A 14,773-nucleotide genomic window follows, 5' to 3' on the forward strand; every position below is an offset into this window, starting at 1 on the left:
CGCCGATGTTCGCCACTCGTGTCGTCAGCGCCGCGGTTTTGATCGCCACCGGCATCCTCTCGGTCTGGTTCAGCCGGGGGCCCGCGGCGATCGCCGCGTTCGGGGTCGCCGCCCTCATGGGGGTCGCGGCCGTGCAGGAGTACTACGGGCTGCTCGAGGCCAGGGGGATGCGCGTCCGCTCCGGCTACGGGAGCGCGGCGGTCGTCCTCTACCTCGCCGCCGTGTTTGCCGACTGCGCCCTCCCCGCGTCGGGGGGGCGGATGGAGCTCGCCGCGGCGGTGGCGCTGCTGCTGGGGCTGCTCCTCCTCGAGACCTTCGGGCGCGACCGCGCGCATGCGCTCACCGGCACCGCGGGCGCCGTCACCGGGTTCGTCTACGTCGCCTGGCTCTGGTCGTTTATCTTCCGGATACTCTACCTCCCCGGCGTGGAGGGGCGCTGGCTCCTCTACGCGCTCTTCCTCATCGTCAAGGGCGGGGACATCCTCGCGTATCTCGTAGGGAAGACGGTGGGGCGGCACAAGCTCGTCCCGCGCCTCAGCCCGGGCAAGACATGGGAGGGGGCGGCGGCGAACCTCGCGGGCGGGATCGCCGGGGGACTCGTTGCGTGGCGCTGGTTCCCGTGCGGGCTCTCCGCCGGCTCCGCGCTCGCCCTCGGCCTGCTCCTCAGCGTGGTGGGCCAGGCGGGCGATCTGGTGGAGTCGGCCCTGAAGCGCTCCGCGGGCGTGAAGGACTCGAGCGGCTCCATTCCGGGCATGGGCGGGACGCTCGACGTGCTGGACAGCCTGCTCCCCGCGCTCCCCGTGATGTACCTCTATCTGGTGCTGGCGCGATGAAGACGATCGTCATCCTCGGGTCCACCGGCTCCATCGGGGTGAACACCCTCAAGGTCGTCGAGGCGTTCCCCGGCGAGCTCCGCGTCGTCGGCCTCGGCGTCCGCCGGAACATCGCCGCGTTGAAGGAGCAGATCGCCCGCTTCAAGCCGCGCCTCGTCGCGGTGGAGGACGAGGCGCGGGCGGCGGAGCTGCGGACGGCCGTCGGCGGCGCCGTCGAGGTGGCGGGAGGGCGCGAGGGGATGCTGCGCCTCGCGTCGATGCCCGGGGCGGACACGGTCGTCTCGGCGATGGTCGGCGCGGCCGGCGTGCTGCCGACGCTCGAGGCCGTGCGCGCGGGGAAGCGGATCGCCCTCGCGAACAAGGAGGCCCTCGTCTGCGCCGGCGAGATCATCATGGGCGAGGCCGCCCGCCGCGGCGCGGAGCTGCTCCCCGTCGACAGCGAGCACAGCGCGATCCACCAGTGCCTGCGCGCGGGCGCGCACGGGGAGGTGCGGCGGCTCGTCCTCACCGCCTCCGGGGGGCCGTTCTTGCGCCTCTCGAAGGCGCGGATGGCCCGGGCGACGCCCGAGGAGGCGCTCAGGCACCCGCGCTGGAAGATGGGGAAAAAGGTCAGCATCGATTCCGCGACGATGATGAACAAGGCGCTCGAGATGATCGAGGCCCGCTGGCTCTTCGGCGTCGCCCCGGAGAGGATCGACGTGCTCGTCCACCCGGAGAGCGCCATGCACTCGCTCGTCGAGTTCGAGGACGGCTCGATGATCGCCCAGCTCAGCCCCGCCGACATGCGCATCCCGATACAGTACGCGCTCCTCCACCCGCGCCGTCTCTCCGCGCCGTGGGACCCGCTCCGTCTCGACCGGCTCGGGGCGCTGCAGTTCGAGCGCCCCGACCCCGCGCGCTTCCCCGCCCTCGAACTGGCCCGGCGGGCGATGGCGGCGGGAGGGACGATGCCAGCGGTGATGAACGCGGCCAACGAGGTCGCGGTGCAGCGGTTCCTCGCGGGCGAGATTTCGTTCGCCGCGATCGCCGCGGTCGTCGAGGGGGCGATGCGGGGGCACGAGGCGGTCCGGGCGCCGTCGCTGGAGGAGATATTCCGGGCGGACGCGTGGGCCCGGGCCGAGGCGGGGAGGGCGGAATGAGCGGCATCATCGCCGCCGTCGGCGGCTGGATCCCCGAGCATTTCCTCTCGATCGTCCTCGGCGTGCTCGCGCTCGGGATCGTGGTCTTCATCCACGAGCTCGGGCACTTCATCGTCGCCAAGCTGTGCGGGATCCGGGTGGAGATCTTCTCGATCGGTTTCCCCCCGAAGATCTGGGGCTTCAGACGGGGGGGAACCGAGTACCGGCTCTCCTGGATCCTCTTCGGCGGGTACGTGAAGCTCGCGGGGATGGAGTTCGAGGACGGCGTCGATCCGCGCGGCGTGCGGGACGGCTACTACGCGAGCCGGCTCCTGACGAGGATCGCCCTGTGCGCCTGCGGCCCCGCGATGAACATCCTCACCGCCTTCCTGCTCTTCTCGGGGCTCTATATCGCCGGTTTTCCGGTGCCCGCCAACCTGGAGAGCACGGTCATCGGCAGCGTGGCGGAGGGCTCCCCCGCGGAGCGGGCGGGGCTGCGGGCCGGCGACCGGGTCCTCTCGGTGAACGGGAACCGGGTCGGCCGCTGGGAGGATCTGAACAAGGCGATCGTCTACGCCACGACCCCGGCGGTCGAGATCGCCTTCGTGCGCGACGCTCTTCCCCGAATCGAGCGGATCGTGCCCGAGAAGGACGAGAAGCTGCAGTTGAAGCGGATCGGGATCTACCCCGTGGAGCTCGTCTCGGTGGATGTGCTCGAGGGGACGCCGGCCGCGGCGGCGGGGATGCGAAACGGCGATTTCATCGTCTCGGCCGATGGGGCCGCCGTCCGCTCGTGGGAGCAGCTGATGCGGACGATCCGCGGCGGGGAGCAGGTCCGGCTCGGGCTGCTGCGGCGGGGGAAGGCGGCGGAGGCGACAGTGGCGCCGCGCTGGAGCGAGGCGCTCGGGGCCCCGGCGATCGGGGTGCGGCTCAAGACCGCGGTGCCGATGCGCGAGCTCGAGGCGAACGGGCTGGTGGTCTATTTGTACCGCAATCCGGTCGGCGAACTGGCCCGGAACGTGCGGGAGATGTATCTCACGATGAAGGGCCTCGTGCTGCGGGCCGTCTCGCCCCGCGGCCTCGCGGGCCCCATCGGCATCGTCCAGATCATGAGCTACTCGATGCAGGCGGGGCTCAGGCAGTTCGCCTACATCATGGCCGTGATCAGCGTGAACCTCGGCGTGCTCAACCTCCTCCCGGTCCCGGTCCTCGACGGCGGGCACATCCTCATCGCCCTCGTCGAGCGCGTGCGAGGGAAGCCGCTCAGCGCGCGGGTGATGACGGCCGTCCAGAACGTTTTCGTCGCCCTGCTCCTGGCGTTCATGCTGATGGTGTCGGCCAACGACGTGGTGCGCAGCTGGGGGGAGGGGATCGCGAGTCTGTTCCGGGGCGGCGCCCCGGCCGAAAAGCCGTGAGCGCGGCGCGCCATGCGCGGCGGGGCTCGCGCCGGGTTTCCCGGGGAGGGAGGGCGGGATGAGGAGCGCGCGGAAGAAGACCCGGCGGATCTCGCTCGGCGACGTCGCGATCGGGGGCGGGGCGCCGGTCTCGATCCAGTCGATGACGAAGACGTTTACCGCCGACGTCACCTCCACCGTCGCGGAGATCGCCCGCCTCGCCGCCGCCGGCTGCGAGATCGTCCGGGTGGCGGTCCCCGACGAGGAGTCCGCCCGCGCGATCGGGAGGATCCGGGCCGCCGTCTCCATCCCGCTCGTCGCCGATATCCATTTCGACCACCGGCTCGCCCTCATCGCGATCGGCGAGGGGGCGGACGGGATCCGGATCAACCCCGGCAACATCGGCGGCGCGCGCCGCGTCGCGGAGGTCGCGAAAGCCGCCCTTGAAAGGGGGATCCCGATCCGCGTCGGGGTGAACGCCGGCTCAGTGGAGAAGGGGATGCTGAAGAAGCACGGCGGGCCGACGCCCGCGGCGCTGGCGGAGAGCGCCGTCCTGGGCGCGAGGATGCTGGAGGACGCGGGGCACGACCGCATCAAGATCTCGGTCAAAGCCTCCTCGGTGCGCGGCACGATCGAGGCGTACGAGCGGATCTCGAGGGCGGTCCGCTACCCGCTGCACATCGGCGTCACCGAGGCGGGCCCCCCGCGCATCTCGGCGGTGCGCTCCTCCGCGGCGCTCGGTCATCTCCTCCTCGAGGGGATCGGGGACACGCTTCGCGTCTCCGTGACCGGCGACCCGGTCGAGGAGGTGCTCATCGCCCGCGAGCTCCTCCAGTCCCTCGGCCTGAGGAGCTTCGGCCCCACGCTCGTCTCCTGCCCCACCTGCGGCCGCACCCGGATCGACATGGTGCGGATCGTGGAGGAGGTGCAGCGCGAAATCGTCGATCTCCGCCTCCCCGTCACCGTGGCGATCATGGGCTGCGCGGTGAACGGCCCCGGCGAGGCGCGCGAGGCGGACGTGGGGCTCGCGGGCGGGAAAGGCGAGGGGCTCATCTTCCGGAAGGGGAAGGTCGTCCGGAAGGTGAAGGAGAAGGAGTTCGTCCGCGCCCTAGTCGACGAGATCCGCTCCCTCGGGTGACCTCCCCGGCGGCAGCGCCCGCTCCGCGAGCCGGGCGGCGAGACCGCCGGCGAGATACCAGGGGATGTCGGCCCAGCCGAAGACCGATCCCACCAGCAGTTCCCCCGCGGCGGTTCGACGGACGGCCTCGAGGAACGGCGGACGCCAAAGCTGGGCGAACTCGATCAGGCAGGTCGCGGCGACGACGGCGAGGACAAGCGCCCCCGGGCGGAGGCGCGGACACAGGAGAAAGGCGAGGAGGCACCAGAAGAGCACGTAGAAGAACCCCCCGAGCGATCCCCGGATCAGCCACGCACCCGGACCGCCGTAGCGCCGTGCAAGGAGCCCCGCCGCGGCGGTGACGGCGAGGAGGAGGCAGAGGAGGCCCTGTCTTCTCGTCAAAGCAGCGTCCTCCCCAGCCCCAGCAGCGCCCCGCCCGCGATGAGCCAGGTCGAGTTGATCCGGTACCGGAGCAGCAGGGCGATCGAGGCGCAGGCGACGAGGACGGCGAACGGGTCGCACAGCGCCTTCACGCCCAACTGCCACGTCACCGCCGCCATGAGGCCGAGCGAGGAGGCGTTGATGCCGTCGAGGAGGCCAACCGCCCACGGGGAGCGTCGTATCCGCGGGATGATCGGGTTGGTGAGGGAGACGAGGACGATCGAGGGGATGAAGATGCCGAGCGTGGCGAGCAGGGCCCCCGCAACGCCGCCGAGGAGGTAGCCGATGAAGGTGACCGTGGTGAAGAGCGGGCCGGGGGTCACCTGGCCGACGGCGATGGCGTCGAGGAGCTGCCGCTCGGTGATCCAGCCGTGGTGCGCGACGAAGTCTGCCCGGAGGAACGCCAGGAGCACGTAGCCGCTCCCGTACCAGACGGACCCGATCTTGAGGCAGGTGAGAAACAGCGCCGGGTACGACCAGTGCGCCTGCGCCGCCGAGAAGGCGCCGAGGCCGCCGAGGGGAACGATGCACGAGCCGAGCGCCCCGCGGCGGAGACGCGGCAGATTCCTCGCCGCCATCACCGCGGCCCCGCCGCCGAGGAGAAGGGCGATCTCGTTCGCCCCCGCGAGGTAGAGGGTGGCGACGAGGGCGGCGATCAGGGCGGTGCCCGCGCCCGTTACCGCCTTCCGCCCGAGAAACCAGATCGCCTGCGCGATGATCGCGATGACCACCGGCTTGATCCCGTAGAGGAGTCCGTCGAGCTCCGGGGCGGAGCCCACGCGCACGTATCCCCAGGCGAGCGCCGTCACGATGCACACGGCGGGGACGATGAAGCTGGCGCCGGCGACGAGGAGCCCGCGCCACCCCGCGCGCAGGAAGCCGATATGGATCGCCATCTCGGTGGAGTTGGGCCCGGGGATGAGGTTCGTCGCGCCGACGAGGTCGAGGAACCGCTGGTCGTCGAGCCATTGGCGCCGCCGCACCGTCTCGTCGTGTATCATCGCCAGGTGGGCGGCCGGGCCGCCGAAGGCGGTGGCCCCGAGGCGGAAAAAGAGCGCGGCGAGTTCGGCCAGTCTATGCGAGAGAGCCGGATTCATGCAGGGGCGGAATTCTCGTATCCCAGTCTATGTATGCAGTGCCACACGGATGCGCGAAGCGGCGGACGAAAGCCTTCGGTCCCTTGTCCAGAGGGATATGCACGTGAGGCAGGCGGAGGCGAGGAGATGCGCGTCGATCCAGCCGAGCCCCATGCCGTAGAGACGGCGGGCAGTGACGAATTGAAGCACCTCCCCGTCCGTAGCCACCCGTACAGAGGGCAAGGATTGAAGAAGGGCGAGAATTCGCTCCCGCTGGGAGATGTTCCCGCATGCCAGTTCGCCGATGACGAACGGATGGGTCGACACGCGCCCGGCGGTGAGAAGGTCCCGGAGACCGGGTTCTCCGCGGCGGAGGTGATCCACCCATACGGATGTATCGACGAGGACCATGCGCGCGCCTCACCCGCGCCGGCGGGGAATTCGCGCAAGGCGCGGCTCCGTGCCCCCGAGACTCGCCAGGCGCCTCGCGCTCTCAAGGGCGATGAGCGCCTCCAGTCCCATGTGCACGAGGGAGGTCTTCTCCTTCACCCCGGTCATCTCGGCCGCCTTGAGGAGGATACGGTCGTTGATGTTGAGCGTTGTTCTCATGCATATAAGTATGCATTATTTATACATATGCCACAAGGTAATAACATCCCGGACTATTCCTGCTGTTCGGCCGATTTGATGAGGGTATCCAACAATCCCTCGCACTTCTTGATATCTTGGCCGCTGACATAAATCTCGAGTCCGTCAGTGACCTTCTTTACGATGAAATCACATTCATCGAGTGAAAATGTATATAGGTCATAACTGTTGACGCGTTCCTTGTGTTCATATCCCGCCGCCATCGCCAATGTCACCCCGAAATGAAAATTTGTCATAGAGGAGTGACATTTTTTTGACGATCTCGTTATTCGTTGAGTCCTCCCCAAGGGCCTTCCACGCTGCGCCGCAATGAGGGCATTTCCCGCCCGGCGCTTGTTCCTCTGTCTCAAATGTCTTCGTGCATTTCCAGCACCGCATGGGGCGCTTGACGGCAGCCGCTTCCGGTTCCTTATGCCGCTGCATGGTGCGCAGCATGGTGAAGGCCGCTTTCTCCTCCGGGGAGTCTTTCGTGTTCGTGAGGATGGTGAAATGGATCATCAAGTCCTCGATGCCGAAAGCCCCCTGGGTCGCGTAGGTCCATCCGCCCGGCTTGGGGGCCTTGTCGGTAAAAGAGCAATAGTACCCCGCCACGGAAGGATTGCAGAATTCCTGCAGTGTGAGTTTTTGCCCAACCGAGCCCGCGATATGTTTCTTGCCGAGTTGTTCTACAAGGTGCGTGAGCTTCCCTGGGCTGTTGAATCCCGCTTCGTTTCTCAAACTCCAGTAGGGTGTAATCAGAATGCTGAATTCATTGCCTGATTTCGGAGCGAATACAACGGTAGGGTTGGGGAGTTTGCCCGGGGGGGGGATGGCGTCGGACCAGGATTCCGGCACATCAAGGGTGATCGATCCGTGTTCGGGGAGGCCATAGTGCCGGGGGGCCGGCCGATCGGATAGGGCGGCTTTAGGCCTGAACCGCACTTTCCCGAGAACCTCTTTGAAGAGCTTCTCCTCTCCCGCATTGAATTTGACTTTGGAAAGATGGATATCCCCCCAGTAGCCGTCGCGGGAGAGATAGACATTCATATTCTTCTGGTTGACCTTGACGCCTTCCGTCTCTTGCACGATGTATTCGAGGATCGCCATTCCGCCGGATTCCGACATTGAGAAATCGTCTTTCCTGGTGGGCGATTTCTTCCCCCGCTCCCAGTAGAAGGCCCGGCATTCCTTCGAGTCCCCGGGGTGGTCGGCCTTCTCGAGGAAAGCGGACATGACCATGCCTGTCTTTGCATTCACGGCGAAGAAACGCGTCGCTTCTTTCGACTCGACGACCTCTTTCTCCCGGAGCACGAAACCGGGCGCCCCGAACTCGAGAACCCAGTGCAACTGCGGGAGGGTCAGCGTGATGGTCTCTCCGGCGATTTCAGCCCCGTGCGCGAGAAGCGGAACGGACAGCAGGCACGGGAGAAGCAGTGCGAGGACTGTTATCTTCATGCAATGTCCCCGAAATAAACCTTATGAGGAATGCTCGCGCTTAATAGTAGACCGCGAGCCAGACCGTTTCCCGGTCGGGGTCGGTCCACTCCACGCGGTGCCGCGCATGCGCCGGGATGACAAGCTGGTCGCCGACGGAGAGCAGGCGGGGGGACGACTCCCCCTCGAACAGGATCCCCGCCCCGCCCTGCAGCACCAGCACCCACTCGTTCCGCGTTCCGTCGTACCAGAATCCCTCGGGCGATGCGTACCCGCGCGGGGAGATGATGCGCTCGATGGTGACCGCGGAGGAACGCACGACCCGCTCGACGATCTCCGAAGCGGTGTTCGCCGGGATGTTGGAGAAGATGTTGGAGATGCGCATCGGCTGCTCCGGTGGCGGGGATACCCGCCTTCAGGTGGATGATTGCAGATGGCGGCCCCGGTGTCAACCGCGGGGAGATTGCATTTCCCATCGCCCCGCGGGACGGGTATACTGGTACCGCACGGTAGCGGTGTCATCCATCCCCGGGAGGCGCGGTATGCACTATTGCCGGTACGCGGTCCTCGTCGCCGTGCTGGCGGTCTCGGTCCTTTTCGCACGCGCCGAGGACTACGACCATCCGTTTTTGGAGCAGCAGCTGGACGCGGAGTTCAAACAGACACACACGAAGCAGGAGATGCGGCGGAGCCGGCCCCACGCCGTCGTCGCGCCGGGGCCCGAGGGGCCGGCGGCGCCGACCCTCCTGGAGGACCGGCTGCGGGTGCTCACGCACAGGCGGGCGGAGGCCGTGCAACAGAACAAGCCGCCGCAGGAGATCGCCGCGATCGACGCCGAGATCAAGGATCTCCGGGAGCAGTTGGGCGTCCCGGGGCGGTAATCCGGCTGCATGCCGCCTCCGGCCCCCGGGGTCGTTGCGCGCGCAGCCCATTCCGCGAGAAGAAGACACCGTGGTCCAATCCCGAACCCCCCGGCAGGGCGGCGCGGCCGACGAACTCCGAAGGATCCTGCAGCGGATCGACGGGCGGGGGTACCCCGCGTACAGGGAGATCCGCGGCGCCTACGCGTTTCCGGGGTACCGGCTCGAGGTGGACTACGTCCAGCCGGACCCGTTCGCCCCGCCCAGCCAGGTGATCGTCACCGTCCCCCGGAACGTGGCCGGCTTTCCTCCCGAACTGCTTCGCACGCCTGTCCGGGCGACCGCCCTCGAGGATTTTATCACGCGCAGATTCTACGCCCTCTCCTCGCGCGCCCGGGCGGGAAGCCGCGGCACCGGCGGGAGCGGCCTGGTCTCAATCGACCGGCCGCCGCAGGAGGTGCTGCGGCGCACCTCGGTCACCATGGGGGCGGAGGGGGTCGAGGCCCGTTTCGTCGTGGGGCTGCCGGCGCGCGGGAGGACGGTGCTGGGGCGGCAGGCGGAGGAGCTGTTCTTCCGGGAGATCCCCGCCGTTGTGGACGGGGCGCTCCGCTACGCAAACCTCGACGCGGCGGCGGTCAGGCGGCAGGTGGAGACGGTCGAGGATGCCGAGTGCATCCGCGACGCCCTCGAGGGGAGGGGGCTCGTCGCCTTCGTCGCCGACGGGGCCATCCTGCCGCGCGTGAGCGGGGTGGACGACCGTCCGCTCGCGGAGGGGACCGTCGTCCCGTTCTGTTCGCCCCCCGGCCTGCGCGCGGAGTTCGAAACGCCGAACCGCGGGCGCGTCACGGGGATGGGTATCCCCGCGGGCGTGGTGTTGGTGGTGGGCGGCGGCTACCATGGCAAGTCCACGCTCCTCGCCGCGGTGGAGAAGGGAATCTACAACCACATCCCCGGCGACGGGAGGGAGCTCGTCGTCACGGATACGGGCGCCGTGAAGATCCGCGCCGAGGACGGCCGCGGCATCGAGAACGTGGACATCAGCCCGTTCATCTCGAATCTTCCGTTCGGGAAGGACACCTCCTCCTTCTCGACGCAGGACGCGAGCGGCTCGACCTCGCAGGCGGCCAACATACTGGAGGCGCTCGAGACGGGCGCGCGGGTGCTCCTCATCGACGAGGACACCTCCGCGACGAACTTCATGATCCGCGACGGGCGGATGCAGCGCCTCGTGGCGAAGAAGAAGGAGCCGATCACTCCGTTCATCGACAAGGTCGGGCAGCTCGGGCGCGACCTCGGCGTCTCGACGCTGCTGGTGATGGGCGGCTCGGGCGACTACTTCGACGTCGCCGATACGGTGATCGCGATGGAGGAATATCTGCCGCGGGACGTGACCGCGGAGGCCAAACAGATCGCGCGGGACCGCGCCGCCGCGCGGGAACGCGAGGGGGGGGACCGTTTCGGCCCGGTGAAGGCCCGGCGTCCGCTTCCCCGGAGCGTCGACCCGTCGCGCGGGAAGCGCGCGGCGAGCGTCTCCGCGAAGGGGCCCGCCACGATCCTCTTCGGCGCGCACGCCATCGACCTCTCCTGTGTCGGGGGGATCGCCGATATCAGCCAGACAAGGGCGATCGGCGATGCCCTGGTGTACCTGCGGGAGCGGTACCTGGACGGGAAGAGGACGCTCGCCGAGGCGCTCGCCCTTCTGAAACGGGATCTCGACGAGAAGGGGATGGACATCCTCTCGCCGTATCGCCGGGGCGACTATGCGCTGCCGCGGATGTTCGAGGTGGCGGCGGCGCTCAACCGTCTGCGCACGCTCCGGTGCGTCTAGACCTCCGGGGCGTCCGCCTCCCGGCGGAGACGGGCGCGCCCCGCGGGCTCGGAGGGGCCGTCGTCGTCGGACGCCGTCACGGGTACGGCCTTCCCGCCGGCGCGGGGCGGATGCCGCGGCTGGAATCGCGCAGTCGATGAGGAGGAGCGAGCCGTGCGGATCGTCGTGCAGCGGGTTCGGGCGGCGTCCGTGGAGGCCGGGGGGGCGACCGTCGCCGCGACGGGGCCCGGTCTCCTGATTTTCGTCGGCGTCGGGAGGGGGGACGGCGAGGAAGACGCCGCCTGGCTCGCGGAGAAGGTCGCCCATCTCCGCGTCTTCGAGGACGCGGGGGGCAGGATGAACCTCTCGATCCTCGACGCGGGGGGGGAGGCGCTCGTGGTGTCGCAGTTCACCCTGTACGGCGACTGCCGGAGGGGGCGCCGGCCGGGTTTCGACGCGGCCGCCCGGCCGGAACAGGGAAAGGCGCTGTACGAGAGATTCGTCGAGCTGCTCCGGGGAGGCGGGGTGCCGGTGCAGACGGGGCGCTTCGGGGCGACGATGCTCGTGAGGATCGAAAACGACGGGCCGGTGACGCTGTGCGTGGAGAGCCCGCGGGACGCGCGCGGGCATGCCGGAGGGGCGCGAACGGCGAACGGCGCGTGAAACCTTCCCCGCGGGAGACGGAATGTGGCATAATCGCCCCCTGATGAAGATACTGCTCACAAACGACGACGGGATCAACGCGCCCGGGCTCAACGCCCTTCAGGCGCAGATGAAAAAGCACGGAGAGGTCGCGATCGTCGCGCCCGACAGCGAGCGGAGCGCGGTCGGGCACGCCATCACGACCGTGGACCCGCTCAGGGTCGTCGAGGTCAAGCGGAACGGTTCCCTCTACGGCCTCGCCGTCTCCGGGACCCCGGCGGACTGCGTGAAGATCGCCGTCAAGTCGCTCCTCCCCTGGCGTCCCGATCTCGTGATCTCCGGGATCAACCAGGGGCCGAACACGGGGATGAACGTCATCTACTCGGGGACCGTCTCCGCCGCCACGGAGGCGACGATGCTGGGGATCCCCGCCTTCGCCGTCTCCCTTGACAGCTTCACCGTGCGCGAGTTCGGCCCCGCCGCAGAGTTCGCCGCGCGTCTGGCGGGGATCGTCGCGCGGAAGGGACTGCCGTCAGGGGTGCTCCTCAACGTGAACATCCCCGTGCTCCCGAGATCGGCGATGCGCGGCGTGCGTGTGACGCGGCAGGGGATGGCGCGGTTCTCCGAGGAGTTTCACAAGCGGGTGGATCCCCGCGGGCACGCCTACTGGTGGCTCGGGGGGGAGCTGCTCGAGATGCAGGAGGATGAGGAGACCGACAGCGCCGCGCTGCGGGCCGGGTTCATCTCGGTGACCCCGCTGCATTTCGACATGACCGCCTACGAGAGCATTGCGGCGATAGGGAAGTGGAAGCTGAAGCGATGAAGGCCGCGGCCGGCGGCACGCCGCACGGCGGCGGACGCGCGGAGCTGGCGGCAATCGGGAGGAACGGCATGAGCACGAGGAGGGCGCTGGTTGCGGCGATGGCGGTTGCGTTGCTGGGGGCGGGTGCAGTGGCGCGGGCGGAGGCGGCACGGATCGAGACCGCCGACACCGCGTCGCGGAACGCGAGCGGCAAATTCGGCCGCGGCATCGTCAACGTCCTGACGGGGTGGGGCGAACTGATCAGATGCCCCTTGGAGATCACGCAGGACCGCGGCCGGCTCCTCGGATTCACCTGGGGCCCGCTGAAGGGGATCGCGATGACGGTAATCCGGAGCGTGGTGGGCGTCCTGGAGACGGGCCTCTTCTTCTACCCGCTCCCCGGCAACTACGACCCGATGCTCCAGCCCGAGTTCATCTGGCCCGGCGATATCTTCATCAAGGACGCCGCTCCACCCGCGTCCGCTGTCCGTTGACCGGCCGGGGGGGCGGGCCGCCGCGTATGACGCCATCCGATGCCGCCCCGTGCCGGGGCCCGCTCCTGGGGGCGCACGTCTCCATCGCGGGGGGGGTCGGGCAGGCGCTGCGCAGCGGCGCGGAACTCCGTTGCGAGGCCGTCCAGATCTTCGTCAAGAGCAACGTCCAGTGGCGCATGCCGCCCCTCCGCCGGGAGGAGCGCGTCGACTTCCTCTCGGCGCGCCGCAGGCTCGGCATCCTCGTCTTCGCCCACTCCTCCTACCTCATCAACCTCGCCTCCGCCGATGTCCGCGTCCGGAGAAGATCGATCGGATCGCTCGGGGCGGAACTGCGGCGCTGCGCGGCGCTCGGTCTCCCGTTCATCGTCCTCCATCCCGGGGCGCACGGAGGCGCGGGGCCGAAGGAGGGGATCCGAAAGATCGCCGCGGGGCTCGACGAGGCGCTCGACGCCGCGGGGACCGGGGGGCCGAAGGTGCTCCTCGAAACGACAGCGGGCCAGGGGACGAGCGTCGGGGGGAGGTTCGAGGAGCTCGCGGAGATCATCGCGGCCTCGCGCCGCGCGGAACGGCTGGGGGTCTGCTTCGACACGTGCCACGTCTTCGCCGCGGGGTACGACATCCGCACCCCGAACGGCTACGCGCGCACGATGGGGGAGTTCGACCGCCTCGTCGGCCTGCGGCGCCTGGAGGCGTTTCACCTGAACGACTGCAAAGGGTCGCTCGGCGCGCGCCTCGACCGGCACACGCACATCGGCAGGGGAACAGTCGGCCTCGGGGCGTTCAGGGCGCTCCTGCACGACCGGCGTTTCGAGGGGTTGCCGATGGTGCTCGAGACGCCGAAGGGCGACGGGATGGCGATGGACCGTCGGAATCTCGCGGTGCTGCGGAAGCTGCGGAAGGCGGGAGGGGGCCGGAGGCGTGCTCCGCGGCCGGTGCGAAGCCGGGCGAAAGATGCTGAATAAGAACCTGACCCCGACGTCGGCGCCGGGTTGCCCGCGGCGGGCGCGGGTGCTATACTGCAGCCGGTTCAAGGTCTCCGCTCCGCGCGCGTGCGGCCCGGGAGGTGCGGAATGCCGATCTACGAATACTCCTGCGCCCGTTGCGGAAAACTGACCGCACTGCTCGAGCGGCGCGGCGCCTGGAATTTCTGGCGGAGGCGTTGCGCCTCCTGCGGCAGCAGGCGGCTGCGGAGGGCCTACTCGACCTTCTCGACCTCGAAAAAACAGTCGATGGGCGAGTTGCTGAACGAGATGCGGCGTATGGGGCCGGTGAACTTCGTTCCCGCGCCCCCGCCCGGCCTCCAGGGGCCGCCCCCCGGAGGGTGCCCCTATGCCGCCGGAGGCGGCGGGGAGACGAAAGGGGCCGGGGGGGCGGAGTGACGCGGCGACGGGGTCGAATCTGGAGGGCGCCTCCGTGACGATGGAATCGGATTTCTGGCAGTATTTCGCCTTCTTCCTCGTGGGCCTTATCGTGCTCTCCATAGTCCTGGCCGCCCTCTGCGCCTACCTGTTCAAGGACCGCTCCTGAGGCGGCGAGACGGCGATGCGCATCCTCAAGGGGATCGCCTGGTGGCTCGCGTTCAGCGCCCTCTGCGCGGCGGCGACGCTGGCCGCGATGCGCCAGGTCGCAGAGCGGAGCGGCAGGGCTGGCCTCTACGCGGCCTGGATGGACGAGATCCGGGACGCATTCGCCGAGGCGAACGGGTTCGCCGGGGAGCTGTACGAAAAGGCGGCGCTGACGCTGCGGTGTCGCGCGGGCGCGAACGGGGCCGGTGAGGGCGGGAAAGGAACGTGAAGCGACGCGGGCAGGCGCCGGATTCGGTGAAACGGGGCGGATCGATCACACGGATGTTGTCAGGGAGGTGGAATATGAGAAGGATCGCGTGCGCGGTGATGGCGATGGCGGCGGCGTGCGCCGCGGGGTGCGTGGACGTGAACCTGGGCCAGGCGAGCAAGGATTGGGCCGAGGTGGGCAAGGGGTTCGCCGACGCCTACAAGTCGCAGGGCGGCGTGGACGTCACAGTGCCGCAACAGCCGCCCGCCGACGTGCAGTAGCACACGCCGCGGGCGCCCAGTCCGGCGCCGATGCGGAAGGCCTCTATCCGCCCGAGGGGCGGATAGAGGCCTTG

At 69.0% G+C, this 14,773-nt stretch carries 19 protein-coding genes; 13 read left to right on the forward strand and 6 right to left on the reverse strand.

What is annotated here, in order from left to right; genetic code table 11:
• Window positions 1-5: 5 nt before the first annotated feature.
• The 4 genes from GXY35_02810 to ispG are packed head-to-tail and all read left to right on the forward strand — an operon-like array spanning window position 6 to window position 4,483.
• Window positions 6-833: a phosphatidate cytidylyltransferase gene (locus tag GXY35_02810; GenBank protein NLW93520.1), complete on the forward strand. Its 828-nt coding sequence runs from the start codon at window positions 6-8 to the stop codon at window positions 831-833.
• The gene (locus GXY35_02815) at window positions 830-1,972 is read left to right on the forward strand and encodes a 1-deoxy-D-xylulose-5-phosphate reductoisomerase (protein ID NLW93521.1); all 1,143 of its coding nucleotides are present in this window, start codon (window positions 830-832) and stop codon (window positions 1,970-1,972) included. The genes GXY35_02810 and GXY35_02815 overlap by 4 nt, the downstream gene beginning before the upstream one ends.
• Complete coding sequence (gene rseP, locus GXY35_02820) at window positions 1,969-3,366, forward strand: RIP metalloprotease RseP (GenBank protein ID NLW93522.1); 1,398 nt, start codon at window positions 1,969-1,971, stop codon at window positions 3,364-3,366. Before GXY35_02815 ends, rseP begins: the two co-directional genes overlap by 4 nt.
• Window positions 3,367-3,424: 58 nt before the next feature.
• Window positions 3,425-4,483, forward strand: coding sequence for a flavodoxin-dependent (E)-4-hydroxy-3-methylbut-2-enyl-diphosphate synthase (gene ispG / locus GXY35_02825; protein ID NLW93523.1), 1,059 nt, complete (start codon window positions 3,425-3,427; stop codon window positions 4,481-4,483).
• On the opposite strand, the gene GXY35_02830 is transcribed toward ispG, so the two are convergent.
• The 6 genes from GXY35_02830 to GXY35_02855 all read right to left on the reverse strand — a co-directional run bounded on the left by GXY35_02830 (window position 4,454) and on the right by GXY35_02855 (window position 8,425).
• Window positions 4,454-4,864 (reverse strand): DUF2809 domain-containing protein, encoded by a 411-nt coding sequence (locus GXY35_02830; protein NLW93524.1) that lies wholly within the window; start codon window positions 4,862-4,864, stop codon window positions 4,454-4,456. The genes ispG and GXY35_02830 overlap by 30 nt on opposite strands.
• The gene (chrA, locus tag GXY35_02835) at window positions 4,861-6,000 is read right to left on the reverse strand and encodes a chromate efflux transporter (GenBank protein ID NLW93525.1); all 1,140 of its coding nucleotides are present in this window, start codon (window positions 5,998-6,000) and stop codon (window positions 4,861-4,863) included. The genes GXY35_02830 and chrA overlap by 4 nt, the downstream gene beginning before the upstream one ends.
• A gap of 27 nt (window positions 6,001-6,027) precedes the next feature.
• On the reverse strand, window positions 6,028-6,390 hold the full coding sequence (locus tag GXY35_02840) for a PIN domain-containing protein (GenBank protein ID NLW93526.1): 363 nt from the start codon (window positions 6,388-6,390) through the stop codon (window positions 6,028-6,030).
• Window positions 6,391-6,399: 9 nt separating this feature from the next.
• Entirely contained in the window at window positions 6,400-6,588 is a 189-nt protein-coding gene (locus tag GXY35_02845; protein ID NLW93527.1) for a type II toxin-antitoxin system VapB family antitoxin, read from the reverse strand.
• Between the two features lie 225 nt (window positions 6,589-6,813).
• On the reverse strand, window positions 6,814-8,061 hold the full coding sequence (locus GXY35_02850) for a hypothetical protein (GenBank protein ID NLW93528.1): 1,248 nt from the start codon (window positions 8,059-8,061) through the stop codon (window positions 6,814-6,816).
• A 40-nt stretch (window positions 8,062-8,101) separates the two neighbouring features.
• The gene (locus GXY35_02855) at window positions 8,102-8,425 is read right to left on the reverse strand and encodes a phosphoribosylaminoimidazole carboxylase (GenBank protein ID NLW93529.1); all 324 of its coding nucleotides are present in this window, start codon (window positions 8,423-8,425) and stop codon (window positions 8,102-8,104) included.
• Between the two features lie 157 nt (window positions 8,426-8,582).
• Between GXY35_02855 and GXY35_02860 the strand changes: the two genes are divergently transcribed.
• From GXY35_02860 to GXY35_02900, 9 genes are all read left to right on the forward strand, one after another.
• Window positions 8,583-8,921, forward strand: a complete 339-nt coding sequence (locus GXY35_02860; protein NLW93530.1) for a hypothetical protein — start codon at window positions 8,583-8,585, stop codon at window positions 8,919-8,921.
• A gap of 70 nt (window positions 8,922-8,991) precedes the next feature.
• Window positions 8,992-10,728, forward strand: coding sequence for an ABC-ATPase domain-containing protein (locus GXY35_02865; GenBank protein NLW93531.1), 1,737 nt, complete (start codon window positions 8,992-8,994; stop codon window positions 10,726-10,728).
• Window positions 10,729-10,881: 153 nt separating this feature from the next.
• Entirely contained in the window at window positions 10,882-11,370 is a 489-nt protein-coding gene (locus tag GXY35_02870; GenBank protein ID NLW93532.1) for a D-tyrosyl-tRNA(Tyr) deacylase, read from the forward strand.
• A gap of 43 nt (window positions 11,371-11,413) precedes the next feature.
• On the forward strand, window positions 11,414-12,172 hold the full coding sequence (gene surE / locus GXY35_02875) for a 5'/3'-nucleotidase SurE (GenBank protein ID NLW93533.1): 759 nt from the start codon (window positions 11,414-11,416) through the stop codon (window positions 12,170-12,172).
• 68 nt (window positions 12,173-12,240) lie between these two features.
• Window positions 12,241-12,645 carry an exosortase system-associated protein, TIGR04073 family gene (locus GXY35_02880; GenBank protein ID NLW93534.1) on the forward strand — a complete coding sequence of 135 codons (405 nt, stop codon included), beginning with the start codon at window positions 12,241-12,243 and terminating at the stop codon, window positions 12,643-12,645.
• Window positions 12,646-12,671: 26 nt separating this feature from the next.
• Window positions 12,672-13,607 (forward strand): deoxyribonuclease IV, encoded by a 936-nt coding sequence (locus tag GXY35_02885; GenBank protein ID NLW93535.1) that lies wholly within the window; start codon window positions 12,672-12,674, stop codon window positions 13,605-13,607.
• 108 nt (window positions 13,608-13,715) lie between these two features.
• Window positions 13,716-14,024, forward strand: coding sequence for a hypothetical protein (locus GXY35_02890; protein NLW93536.1), 309 nt, complete (start codon window positions 13,716-13,718; stop codon window positions 14,022-14,024).
• A gap of 163 nt (window positions 14,025-14,187) precedes the next feature.
• A complete protein-coding gene (locus tag GXY35_02895; GenBank protein ID NLW93537.1) occupies window positions 14,188-14,439 on the forward strand; it encodes a hypothetical protein in 252 nt (83 codons plus the stop codon).
• A gap of 74 nt (window positions 14,440-14,513) precedes the next feature.
• On the forward strand, window positions 14,514-14,699 hold the full coding sequence (locus tag GXY35_02900; protein ID NLW93538.1) for a hypothetical protein: 186 nt from the start codon (window positions 14,514-14,516) through the stop codon (window positions 14,697-14,699).
• Window positions 14,700-14,773: the final 74 nt, after the last annotated feature.

This window comes from Chlamydiota bacterium, assembly GCA_012729785.1.
Classification (GTDB): Bacteria; Auribacterota; Tritonobacteria; order UBA1439; family UBA1439; genus UBA1439.

What these genes read in the sequence shown, in the direction of transcription:
- GXY35_02855 (NLW93529.1), bottom strand. Translation starts at nt 8,425, where the DNA reads ATGCGCATCTCCAACATCTTCTCCAACATCCCGGCGAACACCGCTTCG.
- GXY35_02895 (NLW93537.1), top strand. Translation starts at nt 14,188, where the DNA reads ATGCGCATCCTCAAGGGGATCGCCTGGTGGCTCGCGTTCAGCGCCCTC.
- rseP (NLW93522.1), top strand. Translation starts at nt 1,969, where the DNA reads ATGAGCGGCATCATCGCCGCCGTCGGCGGCTGGATCCCCGAGCATTTC.
- GXY35_02840 (NLW93526.1), bottom strand. Translation starts at nt 6,390, where the DNA reads ATGGTCCTCGTCGATACATCCGTATGGGTGGATCACCTCCGCCGCGGA.
- GXY35_02890 (NLW93536.1), top strand. Translation starts at nt 13,716, where the DNA reads ATGCCGATCTACGAATACTCCTGCGCCCGTTGCGGAAAACTGACCGCA.
- GXY35_02900 (NLW93538.1), top strand. Translation starts at nt 14,514, where the DNA reads ATGAGAAGGATCGCGTGCGCGGTGATGGCGATGGCGGCGGCGTGCGCC.
- surE (NLW93533.1), top strand. Translation starts at nt 11,414, where the DNA reads ATGAAGATACTGCTCACAAACGACGACGGGATCAACGCGCCCGGGCTC.
- GXY35_02860 (NLW93530.1), top strand. Translation starts at nt 8,583, where the DNA reads ATGCACTATTGCCGGTACGCGGTCCTCGTCGCCGTGCTGGCGGTCTCG.
- GXY35_02845 (NLW93527.1), bottom strand. Translation starts at nt 6,588, where the DNA reads ATGAGAACAACGCTCAACATCAACGACCGTATCCTCCTCAAGGCGGCC.
- GXY35_02880 (NLW93534.1), top strand. Translation starts at nt 12,241, where the DNA reads ATGAGCACGAGGAGGGCGCTGGTTGCGGCGATGGCGGTTGCGTTGCTG.
- chrA (NLW93525.1), bottom strand. Translation starts at nt 6,000, where the DNA reads ATGAATCCGGCTCTCTCGCATAGACTGGCCGAACTCGCCGCGCTCTTT.
- GXY35_02850 (NLW93528.1), bottom strand. Translation starts at nt 8,061, where the DNA reads ATGAAGATAACAGTCCTCGCACTGCTTCTCCCGTGCCTGCTGTCCGTT.
- GXY35_02815 (NLW93521.1), top strand. Translation starts at nt 830, where the DNA reads ATGAAGACGATCGTCATCCTCGGGTCCACCGGCTCCATCGGGGTGAAC.
- GXY35_02810 (NLW93520.1), top strand. Translation starts at nt 6, where the DNA reads ATGTTCGCCACTCGTGTCGTCAGCGCCGCGGTTTTGATCGCCACCGGC.
- ispG (NLW93523.1), top strand. Translation starts at nt 3,425, where the DNA reads ATGAGGAGCGCGCGGAAGAAGACCCGGCGGATCTCGCTCGGCGACGTC.
- GXY35_02885 (NLW93535.1), top strand. Translation starts at nt 12,672, where the DNA reads ATGACGCCATCCGATGCCGCCCCGTGCCGGGGCCCGCTCCTGGGGGCG.